The sequence below is a fragment of the Bacteroides sp. AF39-11AC genome (genome assembly GCF_003474285.1).
In the GTDB taxonomy this organism is placed as follows: domain Bacteria; phylum Bacteroidota; class Bacteroidia; order Bacteroidales; family Bacteroidaceae; genus Bacteroides.
On sequence record NZ_QROH01000004.1, the window covers coordinates 341,554 to 366,459 of the forward strand.

The 24,906-nt window shown below is 43.4% G+C and carries 11 protein-coding genes; all 11 read left to right on the forward strand.

What is annotated here, in order from left to right:
* The first annotated feature begins 129 nt into the window (after positions 1-129).
* The 11 genes from DW036_RS09845 to DW036_RS09895 all read left to right on the forward strand — a co-directional run bounded on the left by DW036_RS09845 (position 130) and on the right by DW036_RS09895 (position 24,690).
* A complete protein-coding gene (locus DW036_RS09845) occupies positions 130-1,254 on the forward strand; it encodes a glycoside hydrolase family 88 protein (protein WP_118463726.1) in 1,125 nt (374 codons plus the stop codon).
* Between the two features lie 232 nt (positions 1,255-1,486).
* Positions 1,487-3,379 carry a family 43 glycosylhydrolase gene (locus DW036_RS09850; protein WP_233560387.1) on the forward strand — a complete coding sequence of 631 codons (1,893 nt, stop codon included), beginning with the start codon at positions 1,487-1,489 and terminating at the stop codon, positions 3,377-3,379.
* 40 nt (positions 3,380-3,419) lie between these two features.
* Positions 3,420-6,347 carry a glycoside hydrolase family 97 protein gene (locus tag DW036_RS09855; protein ID WP_118463732.1) on the forward strand — a complete coding sequence of 976 codons (2,928 nt, stop codon included), beginning with the start codon at positions 3,420-3,422 and terminating at the stop codon, positions 6,345-6,347.
* Positions 6,348-6,363: 16 nt separating this feature from the next.
* Positions 6,364-8,889: an alpha-L-arabinofuranosidase C-terminal domain-containing protein gene (locus tag DW036_RS09860; protein ID WP_118463735.1), complete on the forward strand. Its 2,526-nt coding sequence runs from the start codon at positions 6,364-6,366 to the stop codon at positions 8,887-8,889.
* Between the two features lie 9 nt (positions 8,890-8,898).
* Positions 8,899-10,830 carry an alpha-L-arabinofuranosidase C-terminal domain-containing protein gene (locus DW036_RS09865; protein WP_118463737.1) on the forward strand — a complete coding sequence of 644 codons (1,932 nt, stop codon included), beginning with the start codon at positions 8,899-8,901 and terminating at the stop codon, positions 10,828-10,830.
* A 134-nt stretch (positions 10,831-10,964) separates the two neighbouring features.
* The gene (locus tag DW036_RS09870; protein WP_118463740.1) at positions 10,965-14,060 is read left to right on the forward strand and encodes a glycoside hydrolase family 2 TIM barrel-domain containing protein; all 3,096 of its coding nucleotides are present in this window, start codon (positions 10,965-10,967) and stop codon (positions 14,058-14,060) included.
* A gap of 120 nt (positions 14,061-14,180) precedes the next feature.
* On the forward strand, positions 14,181-15,179 hold the full coding sequence (locus DW036_RS09875) for a glycoside hydrolase family 43 protein (RefSeq protein WP_118463743.1): 999 nt from the start codon (positions 14,181-14,183) through the stop codon (positions 15,177-15,179).
* Between the two features lie 140 nt (positions 15,180-15,319).
* Positions 15,320-18,064, forward strand: a complete 2,745-nt coding sequence (locus DW036_RS09880) for a helix-turn-helix domain-containing protein (protein WP_118463746.1) — start codon at positions 15,320-15,322, stop codon at positions 18,062-18,064.
* A 253-nt stretch (positions 18,065-18,317) separates the two neighbouring features.
* The gene (locus tag DW036_RS09885) at positions 18,318-21,284 is read left to right on the forward strand and encodes a TonB-dependent receptor (protein WP_233560373.1); all 2,967 of its coding nucleotides are present in this window, start codon (positions 18,318-18,320) and stop codon (positions 21,282-21,284) included.
* 12 nt (positions 21,285-21,296) lie between these two features.
* On the forward strand, positions 21,297-23,054 hold the full coding sequence (locus DW036_RS09890; RefSeq protein WP_229114823.1) for a RagB/SusD family nutrient uptake outer membrane protein: 1,758 nt from the start codon (positions 21,297-21,299) through the stop codon (positions 23,052-23,054).
* A gap of 19 nt (positions 23,055-23,073) precedes the next feature.
* The gene (locus DW036_RS09895) at positions 23,074-24,690 is read left to right on the forward strand and encodes a TIM-barrel domain-containing protein (RefSeq protein WP_158585956.1); all 1,617 of its coding nucleotides are present in this window, start codon (positions 23,074-23,076) and stop codon (positions 24,688-24,690) included.
* Positions 24,691-24,906: the final 216 nt, after the last annotated feature.

A 24,906-nucleotide genomic window follows, 5' to 3' on the forward strand; every position in this document is an offset into this window, starting at 1 on the left:
ATTCAGTATACGACTGAATAGGGTTCGCTCCGGGACACAATTTCAAGGAGGTACTCAGTAGATATGAATTTGTCTTCCTTTATGAATAATAACGAATGGTATAGTAATTAAGTAAAAAAAGAAAAATATATGAAAACGTTTTTGGGAAATGTGATACTTTTAGCTTTCTGTTTGAGTGGACTGTCTGCTTGTGCCGCTCCGAAAGATGAAGCTAAAGAAGTTGTGGATATCATTTATAAAGTGAATAACTATTGGCAGGAACAGAATCCGAAGCATGGACGTTCATTCTGGGACAATGCCGCCTATCATACAGGTAATATGGAGGCATTCTTCCTTACCGGTGATTCGAAGTTCATGGACTATTCCAAAGCATGGGCCGAACATAATGAATGGAAAGGAGCCAAATCGGACAATAAGGCTGAGTGGAAGTATAGTTACGGTGAAAGTGATGATTACGTACTTTTTGGTGACTATCAGATTTGCTTTCAGACCTATGCCGACTTATATAACCTGAAGCCGGATTCGCAGAAAATAGCCCGTGCACGCGAAGTGATGGAATATCAGATGAGTACGGATAAGAACGATTATTGGTGGTGGGCCGATGGACTCTATATGGTGATGCCCGTTATGACTAAACTATATAAGATAACCGGTAATCCGCTTTATCTGGAAAAGCTGCATGAATATTGGGTATTTGCCGATAGCTTGATGTATGATCCCGAAGATGCTTTATATTACCGTGACGGGAAATATATCTATCCCAAGCATAAGAGTGCGAACGGCAAGAAAGACTTTTGGGCACGTGGAGACGGCTGGGTGCTTGCAGCACTGGCTAAAGTGTTGAAGGATTTACCTGAAACAGATAAATACCGCCAGGAATATATAGATCGTTTCCAGACAATGGCAAAAGCTGTGGCTGCCTGCCAGCAACCGGAAGGATACTGGACACGCAGCCTGCTTGATCCGGAACATGCACCCGGACCGGAAACCAGCGGCACTACTTTCTTTACCTATGGCCTGCTATGGGGTATGAATAACGGCTTTTTGGATAAGGCTACTTATCAGCCTGTAGTAGAAAAAGCCTGGAAGTATCTGACGACTGTTGCTTTGCAGCCGGATGGACGTATCGGTTATGTGCAACCTATCGGAGAAAAGGCAATTCCGGGTCAGGTCGTAGATGCCAATTCGACAGCCAATTTTGGAGTGGGAGCATTCTTATTGGCTGCTTGTGAAATGGTACGTTTCATGGATTGAACATTCGTTTTTAATTGAAATACGAAATGGAGTTTGTTTTGCCGGCAAACTCCATTTTTGTTATAGATAAGTGGGTAAATCTTTGTTTTTTAATGAAATGACACAAAAATATTCCCTTTTTGCATGATTCGTGGTAGTATATTCCCTTTTTTATGTGTATTTTTGACACCCAATAACTAACGTGAATTTTATGAGGAATACTATGAAACAATTTGCAATTGCAATTAGCTTGATGTTGGCAATAACATTGCCTTCATTCTCTCAGCAACAACATCCTATCGTTGAAAAAGATTATGTGGCTTATTTGTTTACCTACTTTACAGGTAACCACATCAGTGAAGAAGCTGTATGTTATGCCGTAAGTATGGACGGATATACATATTGGGCACTGAATGACGGCAAGCCCATTCTTGATTCAAAAGTAATCAGTTCGACCGGTGGTGTGCGCGACCCGCACATCCTGAGAAGCCAGGACGGTCATACCTTTTATATGGTGGTGACAGATATGGTATCTGACAATGGTTGGGATTCGAACCGTGCAATGGTGCTGCTGAAGTCCAATGACCTTGTAAACTGGACGCATTCCATCATTAACATGCAGAAGCGTTATAAAGGACAGGAAAAGCTGAAACGTGTTTGGGCACCGCAGACGGTTTTTGATCCTGAAGCCGGAAAATATATGGTGTACTGGTCTATGCAGTATGCCGGTGGAGCTGATATCATCTACTATGCATATGCCAATGATGACTTTACAGATCTGATTGGCGAACCGAAGCCACTCTTCATTCCGGAGAATAAGAAATCATGTATCGACGGGGATATTGTCTATAAAGACGGTGTTTTCCACCTGTTCTATAAGACAGAGGGACATGGAAACGGTATTAAAGTGGCAACCACCCGTTCACTGACTTCCGGCCAATGGGAAGAAGCACCGGACTACAAACAGCAAACAAAAGAGGCTGTAGAAGGCGCCGGCACATTTAAACTGATAAACCAGGATAAGTATATATTAATGTATGATGTATACATGAAAGGCAAATATCAGTTTACGGAAACTACCGATCTGAAGAACTTCAAAGTGATAGACAGTGAAGTGAAGATGAATTTCCATCCCCGCCACGGAACGATTATTCCTATCACGCGTGATGAATTGATCCGCATCACAGATAAATGGGGCAAGCCTGCCGAATTGGGTGCAATACCGAACAATCCTGTATTGCCCGGATTCCATGCCGACCCTGAAATCTTATACTCAAACAAGACAAAGAAATATTATATCTATTCCACAACAGACGGACAACCCGGCTGGGGCGGATGGTACTTCACAGTTTTCTCTTCAACCGACCTGAAGAACTGGAACTATGAAGGCGTTATGCTGGATTTGAAATCCGAACAGGTACCTTGGGCGAATGGAAATGCCTGGGCACCGTGTATTGAAGAAAAACTTATCAAGGGAGAATACAAGTACTTCTTTTATTATAGCGGCAATCCTGCCAAAGGCGGAGGAAAGCAAATCGGCGTAGCAATGGCCGACTCACCTACCGGACCGTTTACCGATCTGGGACAGCCCATCATTACAGACTCCCCTGTAGGGCACGGACAGCAGATAGACGTGGATGTCTTTACCGATCCCGTATCCGGTAAACCCTATCTGTATTGGGGTAATGGTTACATGGCCGGTGCCGAACTGAATAAAGATATGATTTCCATCAAGAAGAAAACACTTACGGTAATGACTCCCGAAGGAGGAACCTTGCAGGATTATGCATTCCGCGAAGCTCCTTATGTATTTTACCGTAACGGACTTTATTATTTTATGTGGTCGGTAGATGACACCGGTTCACCCAACTATCATGTGGCTTACGGTACATCTAAATCGCCGCTGGGACCTATCGAGGTAGCTAAAGATCCGATTGTGCTGATTCAGAATCCGGAGAAACAAATCTACGGTCCTGCACACAATGCAGTGCTCCAAATTCCGGGTACGGATGAGTGGTATATCGTTTACCATCGTATTAATAAGAACTTCCTGAAAGATGGTCCGGGCGTGCACCGCGAGGTGTGCATTGATCGCATGGAATTCAATGCGGACGGAACCATTAAGCCGGTAGTGCCAACCCTTTAATTATATGACTATTAAAATACCAGAGAAACATTATTTGATCATGAGAAACAGACTGAAGGGATTAGCTTTTTTATGTATGGCGGTAGCCTTGCCGCTGACAGCACAGAATGTAACCGTCAGCGGACCTGACGGTAAATTACAACTAACAGTTTCGTGCCCGGAAGGGAAGGAAGCAGCGTATTCTCTCACCTATAACGGAAAACAGATGTTGGAATCATCTCCGTTGGGTCTGGAGACCAATGTGGGAGACTTTGCGAAAGCAATGAAACTAACCGGGCATAAAGAAAGGAAAATTGATACTGTTTACACGCAATCTCGTATCAAAGCTTCCAAGATACACTATCAGGCCAATGAATTGGTATGTGCTTTTGCCAATGCAAAAGGGCAGAAGATGGACGTAATCTTCCGTGTGAGCAATAATGACGTTGCTTTCCGCTATACGTTGCCCCGCCAGGGCGAACGGGGAAGCCTTGTTGTGAACAGCGAAGCAACCGGCTTCCGTTTTCCTGAACAGACTACTACCTTCATGTGTCCGCAAAGTGACGCCATGATAGGCTGGAAGCGGACAAAACCGAGTTATGAAGAAGAATATAAGGCAGATGCTCCGATGGATGTCTGTTCACAATATGGACACGGATATACTTTCCCCTGCCTGTTCCGCGTAGGAGATAATGGCTGGGTGCTTGTCAGTGAGACGGGAGTAGACAGCCGTTATTGCGGTTCGCGCCTGAGCGATGTAACAGAAGGAAATCTGTATACGGTAGCTTTCCCGATGGCTGAAGAGAATAATGGTAACGGAACAGTTGCCCCCGCCTTCGCTTTACCGGGTTCTACCCCTTGGCGTACGATTACGGTAGGTGAAACATTGAAACCTATTGTAGAAACCACTGTTATCTGGGATGTTGTGGAACCGTTGTATGAGACGGAACATGATTATCAGATGGGACGTGGAACCTGGAGCTGGATACTCTGGCAGGATGGCAGTATCAATTATGATGACCAAGTGCGTTATGTTGATCTGGCTGCTGCAATGGGCTATGAATATGTATTGATTGATAATTGGTGGGATACGAAGATCGGCCGTAAGCGTATGGAATCCCTCATTGACTATGCACAAGGTAAAGGAGTGGATGTATTCTTGTGGTACAGTTCAAGCGGTTACTGGAATGATATCGAGCAAGGTCCCGTCAATAAGATGGATGATCCGATTATCCGCAAGCGTGAAATGAAATGGCTTCAGGAGCAGGGTGTGAAAGGTATCAAAGTCGATTTCTTCGGTGGAGATAAACAGGAAACCATGCGTTTGTACGAAGGTATTCTGAGTGATGCTGACGATCATGGTCTGATGGTAATCTTCCACGGTTGTACAGTACCTCGCGGATGGGAGCGGATGTATCCCAACTATGTAGGTAGCGAAGCGGTACTGGCTTCCGAGAATCTGATTTTCAACCAGCACTACTGTGACGAAGAGGCTTTCAATGCCTGTCTGCATCCTTTTATCCGTAATTCGGTAGGCTGTATGGAATTTGGTGGTACTTTCCTGAACAAGCGTTTGAACCGGGGGAACAATGGTGGAACTACCCGTCGCACGACGGATGTATTCCAGTTGTCAACGGCTGTGTTGTTCCAGAATCCTATTCAGAATTATGCTTTGGCACCCAACAACCTGACAGATGCCCCGCAGGTTTGTTTGGACTTTATGAAACAAGTGCCTACTACGTGGGATGAAACACGTTTTATTGATGGTTATCCCGGAAAATATGCAGTCATTGCACGTCGTCATGGCAAGCAATGGTATGTGGCTGCCATTAACGGTACAAAAGAAGTACTGAAGTTGAAACTCGAATTACCTATGCTGGCAGGAGAGACTCTCTCATGCTATAATGATGATAAAGAATTGCAACCCCAGTTGCAAACTCTGAAGCTGAAAGCTGATGGCAAACTTCAACTGACCCTCCAACCGCAAGGTGGCGCCGTATTGGTTCAGGACTGGAAAACGAATGAGAAGGAAATGGGAGCTTATCTGTTTACCTATTTCAAAGACGATACACATAGTTTGTATTTCGCAGTCAGCGATGACGGATATACATTTACGGATGTGAATAACGGTCAGCCCATTATCGCGGGTGATACGATTGCCGAACAGAAAGGTATCCGTGACCCGCATATCTATCGTGCACCGGACGGCACTTTCTACATTGCCATGACCGACCTGCACATCTTTGCCCAACAAAAAGGTCTGCGCAATACCGAGTGGGAGCGTGACGGAGCTAAATACGGCTGGGGCAACAACCGTGGTTTTGTCCTGATGAAATCAAAAGACCTTGTAAACTGGACACACCATGTGGTTCGTATTGACAAGACTTTCCCCGGATATGATGAGATCGGTTGTGCCTGGGCACCTGAACTGGTCTACGATGAGCATGCAGGCAGAATAATGATCTACTTCACCATGCGTATGGGCAATGCACGGAATATGCTGTACTATGCTTATGTAAACGAAGACTTCGACGGTCTGGAAACAGAACCCCGCTTATTGTTCCAATATCCTGATGCTACCAAATCAGCTATCGATGCCGATATCACGAAAGTAGGTGATAAGTATCACATGTTCTACGTAGCTCACGACGGAACACCGGGTATCAAACAAGCTATATCGAAATATATCAACCGTGGATATACTTATCTGCCGGAATGGGTAGACCCGGAACCGAAAGCCTGCGAAGCTCCTAACATGTGGAAGCGCATTGGCGAAGACAAATGGGTGGTAATGTATGACATCTATGGTATCAATCCTCATAATTTCGGTTTCAGTGAAACCACTGACTTTGTGAACTTCAAAGATCTGGGACACTTCAACGAGGGCGTGATGAAGGCGACTAACTTTTCTTCACCGAAACATGGAGCAGTAATCCACATCACTAAGAAAGAGGCTGAGAAGCTGAGAAAGTACTGGAAAAACAAATAACCCGATAAATAATACCATGAACAGATTGATTAGATTTTTAAGTGTATGTTTACTTCTGTCTTTTGTCTTCCCTGTGCAGGCAAAGGTGGAGGGCGTGACGAATGAACCGAATCAGGTGTACCTCTTTTCCTATTCGAACCGTGACGGACGCAGCGGCCTGAAGTTTGCCTGGAGTCCCGACGGAGAGAAGTGGTTTAGCGTGGCCGATGGATTTGCCTATGTGAATTCCGACTTCGGTCCGTGGGGACGGGCAAAGACTATGTTCAAGCCCCATTTGATGCAAACCCGTGCCGATGGCAAATGGCATTGTATCTGGGAAGCTACGAATACCGGTAAGGCACTTGCCTATGTATCCTCTCCCGACTTGCATAAGTGGGAAGCACAGAGTTATTTCTCTCCCGAAGAACGTAGCAAGTATGAACCCAAAGATGTGTACCCCACTACTCAGAAGAAGGTGTTGGTGAATGGTTCCGAAGAAGAAGGCTGGGTGCAGGAAGTTCCCTATACTACCGTGCAGCAGATCATCCGCTATGCCGAACATAAGAAATACCGCCAGTCACTGAATGCCGAACGTACCGAGCAAGACCCTGTACGTTTTGCCAACCTCAAGCCTGTAGAGGCTACTATTCAGGTAAATGCAGGTCAGGCGAAAGAAATCAGCAAGCATCTGATTGGTATTTTCTTTGAGGATATCAACTATGGAGCTGACGGCGGCTTGTATGCCGAACTGATTCAGAACCGCGACTTTGAATATACCCCGACCGACCGTGGTAACGATCAGAACTGGAATAGTACTCATTCCTGGAGTGTTCAGGGCAGTGATGCTACATTGAGCATTGCAACGGAGAATCCTATTCATCCTAATAACTCCCATTATGCTGTTTTCGATGTGAATGCAGCTGAACAAACTGCATTGGTGAATGCAGGTTTCGATGGCATAGCCTTGAAGAAAGGCGAGAAATATGACTTCTCACTCTTTGGTAAAGTACTTGAGGGTAAAGGAGGTAAGGTACTTGTGAACTTGGTTGATAAAGATGGAACTATTATAGGACAAACTGCCGTAAATGTAACATCTAAAGATTGGAAACAACAGAAAGCAGTCCTGACAGCCACAAGCGATGCGGCGGCTGCATCTCTGTCCATTGTTCCCCAAGCTGTCAGCAAGTATGCGCTGGATATGATTTCCCTCTTCCCGCAAAAGACCTTCAAAGGTCGTAAGAATGGACTTCGTGCTGATCTGGCACAAACGCTTGCTGACCTGCATCCCCGTTTCGTACGTTTCCCCGGTGGTTGTGTGGCTCATGGCGATGGAATAGATAATATTTATGATTGGAAAGGCTCTATCGGTCCGTTGGAAGCCCGCAAGACGCTCCGTAACCTTTGGGGATACCATCAGACACGCGGTCTGGGATACCACGAATACTTCTTGTTCTGTGAAGATATGGGTGCGGAACCCGTACCTGTGCTTGCAGCCGGTGTACCTTGTCAGAACTCTGGTACCTGCGCTCACCATTCCAAGGATGAACTGACTTGCATGGGACAGCAGGGTGGTATTCCGATGGAAGAAATGGATCAATACATCCAAGATGTTCTCGACCTGATAGAATATGCCAACGGAGATGCCCGCAAAACCGTGTGGGGCAAGAAGCGCGCGGAAGCCGGACATCCGAAACCGTTCAATCTGAAGTTCATCGGTATCGGTAATGAGGACATGATTACACCTGTTTTTGTGGAACGCTTTAAGATGATATTCGATGCCGTAAAAGCAAAACATCCTGAGGTTACCGTGATTGGTACTACCGGCCCCTTCTACGAAGGTACGGATTATGAAGTAGGTTGGGACCTTGCTACCGAACTGGGTGTACCGATGGTAGACGAGCACTACTATGTAGAACCGGGTTGGATGATCCACAACCAGGAATATTACGATCATTACGACCGTAGCAAAGCGAAAGTTTACTTGGGCGAATACGCCGCCCACTTGCCGGGACGCCCCAACAATGTAGAAACTGCGCTTGCCGAAGCTCTCTATCTGACGGCCGTAGAACGTAACGGTGATGTGGTAGAAATGACTTCCTATGCTCCATTGTTGGCTAAAGATGGTCATACACAATGGAATCCGGACTTGATCTATTTCAATAATACAGAAGTGAGACCCACGGTAGGCTACTATACTCAACAGATGTATGGTCAGAACGCTGGTACCGAATACCTGTCTTCTACGGTAAAACTGAATAATGGTTGGGATGCCGTGAAGAAGCGTGTCGGAGTATCAGTCGTGAAAGACGCTAATACCGGAGATTATATCGTGAAGTTAGTGAATATGCTTCCGGTGGAAGTTTCTTCCCGGGTGAAGTTGGACGGAGCTACTTTGGTAAATCCTTCGGCTACAAAAACGATATTGACAGGTGATCCGAAAGACAGAGGAGCTAAACCCGCTTCTTCTGATTTCAAGGTAGAAGGAAATGACTTTTCTTACTCAATGCCGGCTTATTCGTTTACTGTGATACGTATCCATCAGAATATTGAAAAGAAAAAATAAGATATAATAATGAGAAAGTTAACTGCCCTTTTTGCTTTGTCTCTTGCTTTGAGCATGCAGGCACAACAACATGTAATGACCGTCGACGTTTCTAAACCGACGGCAAAGATACAACCTGAAATGTATGGCATCTTTTTCGAAGATATCAACTTCGGCGCCGATGGCGGTCTGTATGCCGAACTGGTAAAGAACCGTTCGTTTGAATTTCCACAACCTTTCGTGGGTTGGGTACCTTTCGGTAATGTAACCGTTCAGGATGCAAATCCTTGTTTTGACCGCAATCCTCACTATGTACGCATAGTGAACGACGGCCGCCTGCTGCGTGCCGGACTGGATAATGAAGGTTATCGCGGTATTGGTGTGAAGCAAGGCGAAGAATACCGTTTCTCCGTTTATGCCCGCACACCGGATGCGAAGCCGATGAAGCTCTCCATCGAGCTCGTCAACTCCAATGCGCAGAATCTGTTGAAGAAAGAAATCGAAGTCAGCGGCAATAACTGGCAAAAACTGACGGCGGTGCTGAAATCTCCGTTCACAGACGCTCATGCCCGCCTGCGTATCGTCCTCGAAACGCGTGGTACGGTGGATATGGATCATATCTCTCTGTTCCCTGTGAATACTTGGAAAGGACGTGAGAATGGTCTGCGTGCCGACCTTGCACAAGCCCTTTATGACCTTAACCCGGGAGTATTCCGTTTCCCCGGTGGTTGTATCATCGAGGGTAACAGTCTTGAAACCCGCTACCAGTGGAAGAATTCCGTAGGCCCTGTTGAAAACCGCCCTTTGAATGAAAACCGCTGGAACTACACCTTCAAACATAAAGCCTTCCCTGACTATTTCCAGACTTTGGGACTTGGTTACTTCGAATACTTCCTGTTGAGCGAAGACCTCGGTGCAGAACCTCTTCCGGTAATCAGCTGCGGACTCTCCTGCCAGTACGAAAGCAACGAAGTGGTCCCGATGGATGAACTAGACCCGTATATACAGGATGCACTCGACCTGATTGAATTTGCCAACGGCCCTGTTACTTCCAAGTGGGGAAAGGTGCGTGCCGATATGGGACATCCCGAACCCTTCAATCTGAAGATGATCGGAATCGGCAATGAACAGTGGGACAAGGTTTATGTGGAACGCCTCGAAGCTTTCACAAAAGCCATCCGTGCGAAATACCCTAATGTGAAGGTTGTAGGTAGCTCCGGCCCGAGTGCTAGCGGTGATAAATTCGATTATCTCTGGCCCGAAATGAAGCGTATCGGTGTAGACCTGGTGGACGAACACTACTACATGAATCCTGATTGGTTCTTTGGTAATGCGTCACGCTATGACAATTACGACCGCAAAGGTCCGAAGGTTTTCGCCGGAGAATATGCTTCACACGATCATTCCACGAAGAAGGATAACAACTTCCTCGCCGCCCTTTCCGAAGCTGCCTTTATGACGGGATTGGAACGGAATGCGGATGTTGTCCATCTGGCTACTTATGCGCCGTTGTTTGCTCACGTAGACGCTTGGCAGTGGAATCCGGACTTGATCTGGTTCGATAACTTGCGCATGATGCGCACACCGAACTATTACGTTCAGCAGATGTACGGCATGAATGCCGGTACCGATGTGCTCAGCCTGAAGATGGATGGCAAAGCAGTAGCAGGGCAGGACAGCCTCTATGCAACAGCTGCACTGAATGCACCTACCGGAGAAATCATTCTGAAACTGGTGAATGCAAGCAGTAAGCCTGCCGATGTTCAGATCGATTTCAATGGTTTGAAGAAACGTCAGTTGGTTGCCGGTTCCTGCACTTACTTACAGAATGACAATTGGCGCACAGTAAATACGCTGGACCAGGAAGCGATTGTTCCTCGTGTACGTCCGGTGCAGGTAGAAGGGCAATCTCTGAAACTGAAACTTGAACCACGTTCGTTTGGAGTGTATAGATTACAGTAGCTTGTAGCTCTTTGAACTCTATTCCCCCTTTTTTGAACTATTATTCACCCTAAAAAAAGTTCATTCATCCTATCTTTGTAGCGGTATGCAGAAAATATTCTTCGTACCGCTACAAACATAATAATTTTATATCCATGAAGAAACATCTTATTACCGGACTCTTTGCAGCCCTGGCTCTGACTGCAAATGCACAGTCCTTTAAAGAGTGGCTTGATCCGGAAATCAATGCCGTGAACCGTGCTCCCATGCACACTAATTACTTTGCCTATGAATCGGCAGATGCCGCCATGCAAGGCAAGAAAGCCCAATCTACTAATTACATGACTTTGAACGGTACCTGGAAATTCTTTTGGGTACGCAATGCCGACCAGCGTCCTACCGACTTCTGGAAAGTAGGTTTCAATGACCGTGGTTGGAATAATCTGCAAGTTCCCGCAGTGTGGGAATTGAACGGTTACGGCGACCCCATTTATGTAAACACCGGTTATGCCTGGCGTAATCAGTTCCAGAACAACCCTCCTGAAGTTCCTACAGAGAACAATCATGTAGGTTCTTATCGTCGTGAAATCATTGTTCCCGCCGACTGGAAAGGGAAAGACATTATCGCTCATTTCGGTTCTGTAACCTCCAATATGTATCTCTGGGTAAACGGCCGTTATGTAGGCTATAGCGAAGATAGCAAGCTCGAAGCTGAATTCGACCTGACTCCTTATTTGAAGCCCGGACAAACGAATCTCATCGTTTTCCAGGTATTCCGCTGGTGTGATGGAACCTACTTGGAAGACCAGGACTTCTTCCGTTACAGTGGTGTGGGACGTGATTGTTACCTCTATGCCCGCAACAAGAAACGTATCCAGGATATCCGTATCACTCCGGATCTGGACGAAGCATACAAAAATGGTTCCCTGCGTGTGACGCTCGACCTGAAAGGCAGCGGTAATGTGAACCTGGAATTACTTGATGCTGCCGGCAAAGCAGTAGCTACGGAAACAGCCAAAGGTAGCGGTACCATTTTGATGAATGTGGAAAATCCGCATAAATGGACAGCCGAAACTCCTTACCTCTATACACTGCGTGCCACTTTACAAGGCAGCAACGAAGTAATCCCCGTAAAGGTAGGCTTCCGTAAGATCGAATTGAAAGGTGACCAGATATTAGTAAACGGCCAGGCCGTTCTCTTCAAAGGTGCCGACCGTCATGAAATTGATCCGGATGGTGGTTATGTCGTATCTCCCGAACGCATGATCCAGGATATCCAAGTCATGAAGAAATTCAATATCAACGCTGTGCGTACCTGTCACTATCCTGATGATAACCTGTGGTACGACCTTTGCGACCAATATGGTCTGTATGTAGTGGCTGAGGCTAATATCGAATCACACGGTATGGGTTATCGTGAAAAGACACTGGCTAAACGCACCGACTATGCCAAGGCTCACATGGAACGTAACCAACGCAATGTACAACGCGGCTTCAACCATCCCAGTATCATTTTCTGGTCATTGGGTAACGAAGCCGGTTTCGGACCTAACTTTGAAGCTTGCTACCGTTGGATCAAGAACGAAGATTCCAGCCGTGCCGTACAATACGAACAGGCACACGGAAATGAATTTACCGACATCGACTGCCCCATGTATGCTGATTACAAGCACATGGAAAAATATGGCCAACGTACAGATGCCAAGAAGCCGCTTATCCAGTGTGAATATGCTCACGCTATGGGTAACTCACAGGGTGGTTTCAAAGAATATTGGGATCTGATCCGTAAATACCCCAACCTGCAAGGTGGTTTTATCTGGGACTTCGTAGACCAGTCCGTTCGTTGGAAAGGTAAAGACGGTGTAACTATCTACGCTTATGGCGGTGACTTCAACCGTTACGACGGTTCCGACAAGAACTTCTGTGATAATGGTCTGATCAGTCCCGACCGTGTTCCCAATCCGCACATGTACGAAGTGGGTTACTATTACCAGAACATCTGGACAACTCCCGCTGACCTGAAGAACGGCGAAGTGAACGTGTACAACGAAAACTTCTTCCGTGACCTTTCCGCTTACTATCTGGATTGGCAATTGCTTGCTAACGGTAAAGTAATTCGTACTGGTCGTGTAGAAGACCTCAACGTAGCTCCGCAGCAGACTGCCAAAGTGAAATTGAACATCGGCAAAACCTGCGAATGCAAAGAATGGTTACTGAATGTAACTTATCGCCTGAAGAACCGCGAAGGCTTGCTCCCTGCCGGATATGCCGTAGCCAAAGATCAACTTGTACTGAACCCCTACAAGGCTCCTGCCATGGACCTGAAGAATGTGGAAGTTGTGAATACCCCCACCGTTGCTCCTCAAATCCAGGAAAACGACTGGCGTTATCTGATTATTAACGGCGATAACTTCCGTCTGGAATTCAACAAACATACCGGTTACCTGAATCGCTACAACGTAGCAGGTACGGAATTGATGAACGAAGATGCCGAACTGGCACCTAACTTCTGGCGTGCACCTACGGACAATGATTTTGGTGCAGGTTTGCAACAGAAATTCGCTGCTTGGAAGAACCCGGGTCTGAAGCTGACTTCCTTCAAATGGGAAACAGTAGACAATCAGACTGTGGTACGTGCAGAATATGAAATGAAGAATGTTTCTGCCAAACTGGATCTTACTTATGTAATCAATAACAAGGGTGCTGTAAAGGTGACTCAGAAGATGATTGCCGATCCGGAGGCTAAAGTTTCCCATATGTTCCGTTTCGGTATGCAGATGCAGATGCCCAAGACTTTTGAAACTGTAGAATACTATGGCCGTGGCCCGGTAGAGAACTACAGTGACCGCAATCATTGTACAGATCTGGGATTGTATCGCCAGAGTGTAGATGAACAATTCTATTCTTATATCCGTCCGCAGGAAACAGGTACGAAGACCGATATCCGCTGGTGGAAGCAACTGAATGATGCCGGACGCGGTTTGCAGATTGTAGCTGATGCTCCGTTCTCTGCATCAGCCCTGCACTATACTATCGAGTCTTTGGACGATGGTTGGGATAAAGCCCAAAACCACTCTCCCGAAGTGAAAGAAGCTAACCTGACAAATCTCTGCATCGACAAGGCTCAGATGGGCTTAGGATGTGTGAACAGTTGGGGTGCATGGCCGTTGCCACAATATCAGTTGCCTTATGGTGACTATGAATTTACGTTCATTCTTACTCCGGTACAACACGGTATAGAAGTTGAATAAGTTATAGATACGCGGACGACGCGGATGAAGCGGATCAACGCGGAATAATCATAAATCCGCGTTTGTCCGCCTTATCTGCGTCGTCTGCGTATCTATCCTCATTATATTAAAAGAACTAATATGAGAAAAGAATTATTGGTGTTTATATTTACCTTGTGTTCTGTCCTTGTATCTGCCCAGCAAAAAGTCCCAAACCGTTTCCGTACCAACATCCCTCTTGATTCCATCCACCTGAGTGACCCTTGCATACTGGCCGATAAGAAAACCTCCACTTATTACATGACCGGTACCGGCGGCCTCCTCTGGAAAAGCAAAGACCTTGCCCGTTGGGAAGGCCCTTATCGTGTAGCAGAAACTGATCCTGACTCCTGGATGGGCCCTAAACCCGAAATTTGGGCAGCCGAACTGCACGAATACAATGGAAAATATTACTATTTCGCCACTTTTACGAATAACGCCATCAAGATTGATACCGTAAAAGGAAACGTTATCCCCCGTCGTGCCAGCCACATCCTGGTCAGTGATAAACCGGATGGCCCTTATAAACCTATGAAAGACCCCACTTACCTGCCTGAGAATATGCCTACCCTTGATGGAACATTCTGGGTGGACAGTGACGGCAAACCTTATATGATCTATTGCCATGAATGGCTGCAAAACTGGAACGGTACAATGGAAAAGATTGAATTAAAGCCCGATTTAAGCGGTTCCATCGGCAAAGGAAAGATTCTTTTCCGTGCCAGTGACTCTCCTTGGAGCCGTGAGAAGATGGGGGACAAAGTTTTGCCCAACCGTGTAACCGACGGACCATGGCTTTTCCGCACAGGTACGGGCCGATTAGGTATGATATGGACAAGCTGGGTATTCCAGGACTATACACAAGGCGTTGCCTATTCCGAAAGCGGAACTCTGGATGGCCCCTGGATACAAGAGAAAGAACCGATCACTCCGCCTAACTTCGGACATGGAATGTTGTTCCGTACTTTGGATGGTGAGTGGATGATGTCGGTTCATAGTCATAAAGATGTGAACGGGCGATATATTCGTATTCCGCACCTGTTTAAAGTCGATTTGTCGGGGGATAAATTAGTTGTAGAGAGATTACATGTTCCTATTTGAGAGGATAATCCTCAGATAAAATATGGTCAGGTACAATCATAGCACAATCATGAGTAGTGTTATGAAAAGAATTTCGGAAATCATGGAAATAGCAGATTTATTCTTAATTTTGCCATGAAGAATCTAAGTGACCTGAAAATATGAAGACACATAAAAGAAAAGAACTGAAATCCGCAGAAATTCTGGTTTTTGTGATACTTTTGGTATGTCACGTTTTTCCTTTGCAAGCAAATCTAACAGCCGTACGGAATTTAGATAATGGAAGTGGTCTGCAAGATCCGAAAGTAAGTTGCATCATGAAAGACTCAAAAGGATTTGTTTGGTTTGGTACTTTAAATACGATCCAACGTTTTGATGGCGTACAATTTAAGTGTTTTTATTTTCCAGAACAGGTAGAGAAAGTTTTTGTAATTAAAGAGATAGAGAATTCTGATTTTTTAATAGGAACCAATAAAGGACTATGGAAATATGAAGCCAAATCCGAAATCCTTCTTCGTATATTTCCCGAGATAAATTTTCCGGTTCGTTCTTTGTGTTATATAAATGGCAAGGTATATGTGGGAACTTCTAATGGCATATATATTATTGACAAAGAGCAAAAACTGGAACATCTTCGGATTACCGATGAAATTTCTGCATACAATCAGATTATAGGTGCATATGCTACAGCTAAAGATATTTGGTTCCTCTCTCCTGAGGGGATTATTGCTTACACATTATCAACTGGAGGTATCCGTATTTATGGTAAGGATGTTAAGTTCACATCTAAATTATCATGTGTAGTTGGTAACGACAAATTGCTTTATATCGGTACCGTTACTCATGGAGTAGTGATATTTGATATGCTTTCGGGAGAGTATTCATCTTTTCTTCCGTCGGTAGGTAATAATCATGTTTCAGCCCTTTCTTTGCGTGACGGAATATTATGTTGTGGGACTTTAGGGAGTGGCGTCTTTTTTATTTCTCTGCCTGAACAACAAATTATTCATTCTATATCTGCAATCCCCAATGATAATGATGAATATCTGACTTCAGATATGATATCTTGTCTGTTGCTGGATAATATGAATGTGTTGTGGATAGGGAGTACCAGTTATATGGGAGTAGATTATCTGCAATTCCGTAATAAACCTTTTTACCCTTATAGATTTGGAAATCAAGAACTACGCAACAAGGTGTTTAATAGTTTGTACTTTGTTGATGGTATAAAACTTTTAGGAACTCCGAATGGATTTTATTATATTTGTGCATCAAAGTCGCAGATTGAATATTTCCCTTCTTCTCTGGAAAAAAACAGTTTCGGATATACTTCCGCTTTCATCAAATATAATGATGATATTTTAATTGGAACAAGGGGGGGAGGGGCTTATAAGTTGGACAGGCACACTTTGCAGTTATCTAAGTTTACTGAGACTAACCTGGATGTGAATTCCTTTGCAATTGACAATCAAGGATATTTATGGATTACAACATTGAATGGGCTCTATTGCTATAATAAGGATTTAAAGATAGAGAAAGTATATACAAACTTAAATTCTACGTTGGTCGATGATAAAGTGAATTACTTGTATATAGATACTAAGGAAAGGTGCTGGGTAGCTACAGATAAAGGATTACAATTCTTGAATACTAAAGAGGGTATTTTCTCAGACGAAAGTTTGCCAGCCGAATTACATGAGTTACCGCCGGTAACTTATATGACAGAAGATCGTCAGGGGAACTTTTTGTTTTGTTTTAATAAAAACCGGGTGTTTATTTGTGATAGCACTTTTAATCATTTACGCTATGTGTGTACTCCCGAAGATGCTGGTTATCTGGGGTATTCTATACGCGAGGTTTTACAAGATAAAGCTAATAACTATTGGCTTGTCGGATCACGTGGGGTTGTAAAAGGAGATAGTGCCCTCAATCATTTCACCTTATTTTCTTCTACTGAAGGATTGCCGGAACCTTATTCAAATGATGGACAATTATGCGGTGATACTATCTGGCTGGCTACTGCAAAAGGTATTGTTTTTGCTGATATTCATTCTGTACCTCAGTCTGCCCCTACTGTTATCTCTGATTTTCTGGTAAATGGTGTATCTGTGTTGGCTGAATATGGAGAACTGATAGAAAAGAGAGGGGTTATTGCTTTACCTGAAGACCAGAATACTCTGGATATTACTTTTGCCACGCTTACTTATGATGTTCCAGACTTGATGATATATGAATATCAATTAGAGGGATATGATAAAGAGTGGAAAATATTGAGAGGTATAAACTCGATCAAGTTTTCTAACTTGTCCCCCGGAGAGTATACCTTTAAAGTGCGTAAGCAAATGGATGAGAATAGTATGCAGAGTTTCCAAATTAGAATCCGCTCTTCTTTATCTGCATGGCTGTGGTTAGGATTTGCCTTGGGTGGAGTTTTAATAGCTGGTGTTATTTATACTATTGAAAAGAAACGGCGGGGAAAAAAGACTGTTCAGGTGAAGCCACTTCATAATGAAGAAGAGAAGTACCGCTTTAATAAAAAGATAAGTGACGAAGAAGCGCAGGTCTTAATTAGTAAACTGAAAAATTATATGGAAAAGGAACGGGCTTTTTTGAACCCGGAACTTAAATTAGCCCATGTAGCGGACGCCGTAGGTACTTCTACTCAAACACTTTCTCAAATTTTTAATGTAAACCTTAAAACACGCTATTATGATTTTGTCAATGAGTATCGTATTGATGAATTTAAGCGTCTGGTCAGTTCTAATGAAAAGGATCGTTATACTTTGAAAGCATTGGCTGGATTATGTGGTTTTAGTTCATATACTACTTTTTTCCGTGCTTTTAAAGAAACTACCGGTATTACTCCCAATGAATATATGCAGCAAGTAGAACCAACGGGCAGATAATGGTAATACACTTCCTTTTTCCCTTTTTCAGTGGTTACTTTTATTGCATACGATTGTTTGCAATCGTGTTGTGTAATTTGCAAAGTTCTGAAAATTAATGATTTAATTTGAATGATGTTTCATACGAATGAACGGAATATAATAGCCTGTATTTCGTATGCTTTTGTGTCTTTTCATGCTTAATTTTGTTGTCGGTAACTGATATAAGCCGGCATATCAGTACTTCTTTTAGGTACAATTTAAATTAATATTTATGAAACGACACAGTCAAATGTTATGTTTATTCAGGAGGCTTTGGATAGCTTGTCTGATGCTATGTATTACCACTTTTTGTGTGCATGCGCAGAATACAATAACGGGTACGGTAAAGGATGTAGCTGGTGAACCGATTATCGGTGCAAATATATTGGTAAAAGGCACCACTAATAATGGTACGATTACTGATATCGATGGTAATTTCTCTTTGGGAGTACCGGTTGGAGGAGTCTTGGAAGTTTCTTTCATCGGTTATGTAAAGCAAGAGGTTTCAGTCGGTGGAAATAAGTATATAAATATTGTATTGATAGAAGATGCTACAACACTTGATGATGTGGTAGTAATAGGTTATGGTACGACCAAAAAAAGTGATCTGACAGCTTCCGTGGCTTCTGTGAAAGGAGATGTTATTGCAGCTTCGGCATCTACCAGCATTACCGATGCTTTGCAAGGGAAGGTGCCGGGTATGGATATCCAGGCATCGCGTTATGAAGGTGATGACCGTGGTATTCGCATACGTGGTTCACGTTCACTGAATGCCAGTAACACTCCGTTGGTAATTGTGGATGGAGTACCTGCTTCACTGGATGTGGTGAACATGAATGAAGTGGCATCTATCGAGGTCTTAAAAGATGCATCCAGTGCGGCTATTTATGGTTCCCGTGGTGCTAACGGTGTAATTATTATTACGACCAAGCGTGGAAAGACGGGTAAGACAACTGTCAGCTATGATGCTTTCTATGGAATCAGCAAGCCACATTTTATGGATATGATGCAAGGAGAGAAATTCGTGCAAATGCGTAGGGACTCATATAAAATTGCCAATAACTTATGGGGACAGGAAGTGAGTGACGAAAAAATCTTCTCGAACGAAGAACTTCAGATGATTCGTGATGGAGAATACTATGATTGGCAGGATTTGGTATTTCGCGATGGTGCTACACAAAAGCATAACCTGTCTGTATCTTCAGGCAACGAAAAAACAAAATTCAGTCTGAGTTTTGCTTACGAGAAGGATAAAGGCTACAATCAGAACAGTGAAGCAAAGAAGTTTTATTTCACCTCTACCATTGACCATAAACTTACTTCATGGCTCGATCTGGGTGCAACGATGCGGTTGCGTAAGCGCAATAGTAGTGGCTTCGCTACTTATGGACAGGCATTATTTTATGGAACGCCTTTATCAAAACCTTATGACGAGAATGGAGATCTGATCATGTATCCTAATCCGCAGGAATCCAGTGTAAGTATTCTTGCAGATTATGTGGACGGACAGTATGCCAATGATACGGAGAATACAAGCGTGAATATGGTTTTCTCTGCAAATGTCCATCCGTTACGCAATCTGTCCTTGCATAGTAATTTCGGATATACATATAGTGATACGAAAAAAGGATTCTTTTATGGGAGTGAATCTTTTCAGGCAAATGGTGGGTTGAACCGCTCAGGTAAAAGCGGTCAGAATTCATATACGATGACTTGGAATAATACGCTAACCTATGATAATACCTTTAATGAGCATCATATCACTTTGGATGCCATAACTGAAATACAGAATTATCAATATGATGAAATGTCGGCTGAGGGCAGGAATCTGGATGTGGAGCAGTTGCTTTATCACAATTTGGGTACTAATACTGAAAATCAGAAGATAGGCAGCGGTTACAGTAATTGGGCATTAGCTTCATTTATGGGACGTGTGCGTTACGATTATCAGGGAAAGTATTTGGCTAATATCTCAGTTCGTTCTGATGGATCGTCTCGTTTGGCTAAAGGCAACCAATGGGCTACATTCTTCTCAGGAGGTCTGGCGTGGAGAATTTCAGAAGAACCGTTTATGAAAAATATCGGATGGATTTCTAACCTGAAGTTACGTTATGCCTATGGAACAGTAGGTAATCAGGCAATTGATCCTTATTCTACCCTGGCAGGTTTGGGAAGTTATGGTTATCAGTTTGGAGAAGGAGGAAAAGGTCTATATGCTTATCGCCCCGATAAACTGGTAAACAAGAATTTGGGTTGGGAAATTACGCATACCAATAACATCGGTTTAGATTTTGGTTTATTCAATAACAGGATTTCAGGTTATATTGAATTTTATGATACCCGTACCAAAGATCTTCTGATGCAGCGCAGCATTCCTTTGACCACCGGCTTTTCCCGTATTTGGCAAAATATTGGTAAAACCCAGAACAAAGGTATTGAGCTTTCTTTGAATGGCATATTGGTGGACACAAAAGATATCCAGTGGGATATGAACCTGAATATGTCTGTCAATGAGAACAAAATCATAAGTTTGACGAATGATCAGGATGACATCTCAAACAAATGGTTCATCGGTAAGCCCATTAATGTGATTTATGATTATGAAAAAGCAGGTATCTGGCAAACCAATGAGGCAGAAGAAGCAGCTAAATATGGTTGTAAGCCGGGAGACGTGAAAATCAGAGATCTGAAGCAAGATGGACAGATTACAGCTGATGATAAGAAGATCTTGGGCTCTACTGATCCGAAGTATATTGTTTCATTAGGCAGTTCGTTCAAGTGGAAGAATTTAGATTTCTCCTTCAATCTTTCAAGCAGGTGGGATTATGTGTTCTATGATGATGCGTATGGATGGCACGTGATCCTGACTGGTACCAGATGGGTGCCCGATGTAAACTACTGGACGCCGGATAATCCTTCAAACGACTATCCGAGAGCCGATGCAACCTGGGCCGATCACCGCGAGTTGTGTGGTTATATGAAAGGTGACTATATTAAAATGCAGGATATGACATTGGGGTATGATTTTCATTCATTGCTAAAGCGATATATCCCGGTGAGCAAAGCACGTTTTTATGTACAGTTGCGTAATGCTTTTTATCTGTACAGAGCAGCTAAGGAAGATGTGATTCCTGAATCTCCCTCTATAGAACTGACAGTACCGAAGAGTATTAATTTTGGTGTGAATCTAACTTTTTAAAATCAGAACGATATGAAACTCAATTATAAATTATATTCAGTTTGTCTGTCCTTATTAATGACATTCTGTGGATGTGACAACTTTCTGGAAGAAACCCCGAAAGGATCTATTAATGATACGTATGCACAGACGGAAAAAGGTGCTGAGGCTGAGTTACTTTCATTGTACCAGATTAATACTGAACTTCTGGAACAGTGGTTCATGGTAGGAGAACTGGGAAATGACCTGATGGCTTATGGGGGTAATGTACGTGACTATTGGAAAGGGCTGATTACTTATACCGATACATACATGATTGATAATGGCAGTAATGAAGGTCTTTGGAAATGGTTGTATGTGGCACTTTCCACTATCAATACGAGTATTAATTCAATTAATGCTGCAGACTTTCATTCAGAAAGCAGACGAAGTGAACTTCTTTCAGAAGCCCATGCCCTGCGTGCTTTCTATTTGCATCAGATAGTTGAAATCTATGGACCCGCAGCATATTATGCCGAGACACCTATTACCAGTCCGGAAGAGATAGAAGGGACTCAGCCGGGGATTGCTACTTTTTATAAGCGTATTTTTGCTGATTTGGAGATTGCAGATCAGAGTTTGAAATCTCCTTCTGAAGTGCGGTCGTCAAGCTTCGGACGAATGGATCAGGGCATTGCCAAGGCTATTCGTATGCGTGCTTTGATGTCTTTGGCGGCTTATGACGAGGCATTGATCGGTGAAGTTGGAATGCAAAGCAAAAGGCACTGTTATGAAGAAGCGGTGAGCGTGGCTACAGAATTAAAGAATAACTACGGGTATAAATTAGAAAATGATTTCAGCCGTATCTTTTCACCGGATAATACTGAAAATGGTGAGATAATCTGGTCCATACAATATGGTAACACAACATTTGATGCTCAGAACAATTTTATCCACCGTTATTGGGTCTCACAGGTAAATCGTTCGGTACGGTCTTATTCTAAAACAATCAATGGCTTGCAGGCGCATAGCGTATTCTACGGACGTGAATATCGTGCAGTGATGCCTACCTATTATTTTATCAATGTATTCAATAAATATGATAAACGTCGGGATGCGACTTTCATATCAGGCTATTGCCGTACAGACGATTGGAACGAACTACCCGATTTCTCAGACACTTTATTGATCCGTGCACTCGATGTTCTTCCTCAGGAAGTTAAGGCGGCTTATGAGAGTAGGGGAATTATCTGTGATGATATAGCCGATATCTATGATACTCAGACGGGAGCAGTCTTGAGTAATTCCAATGTACGCAGTTGTGCCAATAATGTGATAAAATGGTTGGATACCAGTCGCTCAACTGCAAAACAGGAATATGCTTATAAGGATGCCATACTGATTCGGTTGGGAGAAGTTTATATTACGCTGGCGGAAGCTTATATTCGTTTGGGCAGAGAGGATGAAGCTGCACAAGTAATAACGGAGCTTCGCCAACGGGCTTTGATACCTGGTCACGAAGAGGCATTGACTGTGAATCCGGAAGATATCAATATACCATTTATTCTGGATGAAGGTGCCCGTGAACTGGGAGGAGAACTTTTTAGATGGCAGATGCTGAAGCGTGCATTGGATAAAGATGCCTTTTGCCAATGGATTAAGGAAAAGAATCCCGACACGAATCCGGATAATGGCGTAAACGGTATAGGAATTAAACCCTATCACATTAATCGTCCGGTGCCTTTGTCTACCATTAATAGTTATAAAGTTCTGAATATAGAGTTCAGGCAAAATGAAGGTTATGCACAATAATATAGAAAAACAAAATAATATGAAGAAAATTTTATTACTTGCAATTTCGATTCTAATAGGTGTGTCTATCAAAGCTCAAAATCCGCCGATTACTCCGGCGTGGGCCTTTGAACATATAGCATGGGAAGATAGCATTAATACAACAGAAGGCGCTAAAGCTTTGGTTGAGGGGTATTTGCAACGTGAAATTCCGGTAGGGGCCGTTATAATTGATAGCCCTTGGAGTACGACTTATAATGATTTTAATTGGGACACGCAACGCTATTCAGACCCGAAGGAGATGATTAATTATTTTAAAAGTAAAGATGTGAAGGTACTTCTCTGGCTTACGGGAGCAGTTAATATAAAGTGTAAGGATACCCGTTTTCAGAAAAGCGATACGTACGACGAAGTCGTTTCCAAGGGATATGGCATAAATAAGAGTGAGCCACATACCTGGTGGAAAGGAGAAGGTGTACATATTGATTTTACCAATAAGGAGGCGGTGGACTGGTGGTATAAGCAGCTGGATAAAGTTTTTATCGACGGAGTTTACGGTTGGAAAGTTGACCAGGGAGAATTTTGGTTTGGCGATATTCTCGACACTTCTATCGGGCAGATGAGTAATGAACAGTTCCGTCCTTATTATTATGATGCGATGTATGATTATACGGTGAAGAAAAATCCGCAAGGCATCATCATCGCTCGTCCTTATTCTCATCAGGGAGGTTATGCAGCGAGTGTAGAAAAGATGAATATGGGTTGGTGTGGAGACTTCTCCGGTGACTGGAAAGGTTTGAAACTGCAAATTCAGAATATTTATCAGTCTGCAAAACGTGGTTATGGTTCACCGGGGTGTGAGGTTGCAGGCTTTTTCATGAAGCGTTCCAATAAAGAGCAGTTTGTGAGGTATGCACAATTTGGTTGTATGACTGCTTGTATGATTAATGGTGGTGAAAATGGTGCTTTCAGCAATCATCTGCCTTGGTGGCATGGAAAAGATGTGGAAGATATCTATCGTTATTGTGTCGTATTACACAATGAGCTGATTCCTTATCTTTTCTCAACTGTTGTGGATGCACATTTGTATGGTGGTTCTTTGATAAAGAATGCTTCTTATGAAGAAGAAAGTCATCAGGTAGGAGATTATTTGTTTACCAAGGCTATTACGTCAGATGATAACCATGCATCGTTTCATCTTCCTTCCGAAGGAGAATGGATTAATTTCTATGATGGGAAGAAATATGCTCCGGGCAGTCTGATTGAGGAAGCATATCCGTTAGAGCGCTTTCCTTTGTTTGTAAAAGCAGGAGCTATTCTACCACTGAATGTAACCAATGGACTAACCGGACTGGGAGATGCTTCAATGGCAGGGCGTAGAACTGTTATGATTTATCCGAATGGGGTCACTACTCGTTTGTTACATCTACCATGCGGAGATGGCATTGAGTATGAAGATTGTTTGGTGACTTACGATGAACAGAAAGGCAAACTGCAAGTCAACAGTATCACATCACAGAAATATACTCTTGTTTTAAAGAATATGCCATCTGTGAAGAAGGTGAAGAATTCTGTTTCATGGAAGTATGATGCTGCAAAACAAGAACTGCGTATTGACGCAGAGGGAAAGAAACTAAATATAGAAGTTTTCTTGTAACTAGTGGGTATAGACTACTTTGATGCATGGAAAAAGTGTATTTTGACTGATTTATCACCTTTTATGAAACAATTGTGCTACTACAGAATAGAAATTTCACCCTATCTTTGCAACATCGACAATAGGTTATAGATTAACATAAGATTGGTATTAATAAACAAAGGGTAGTTTTTTTAGTCACAGTTTTCAGTAGGTAGTATTTATAGAGAGCGGACA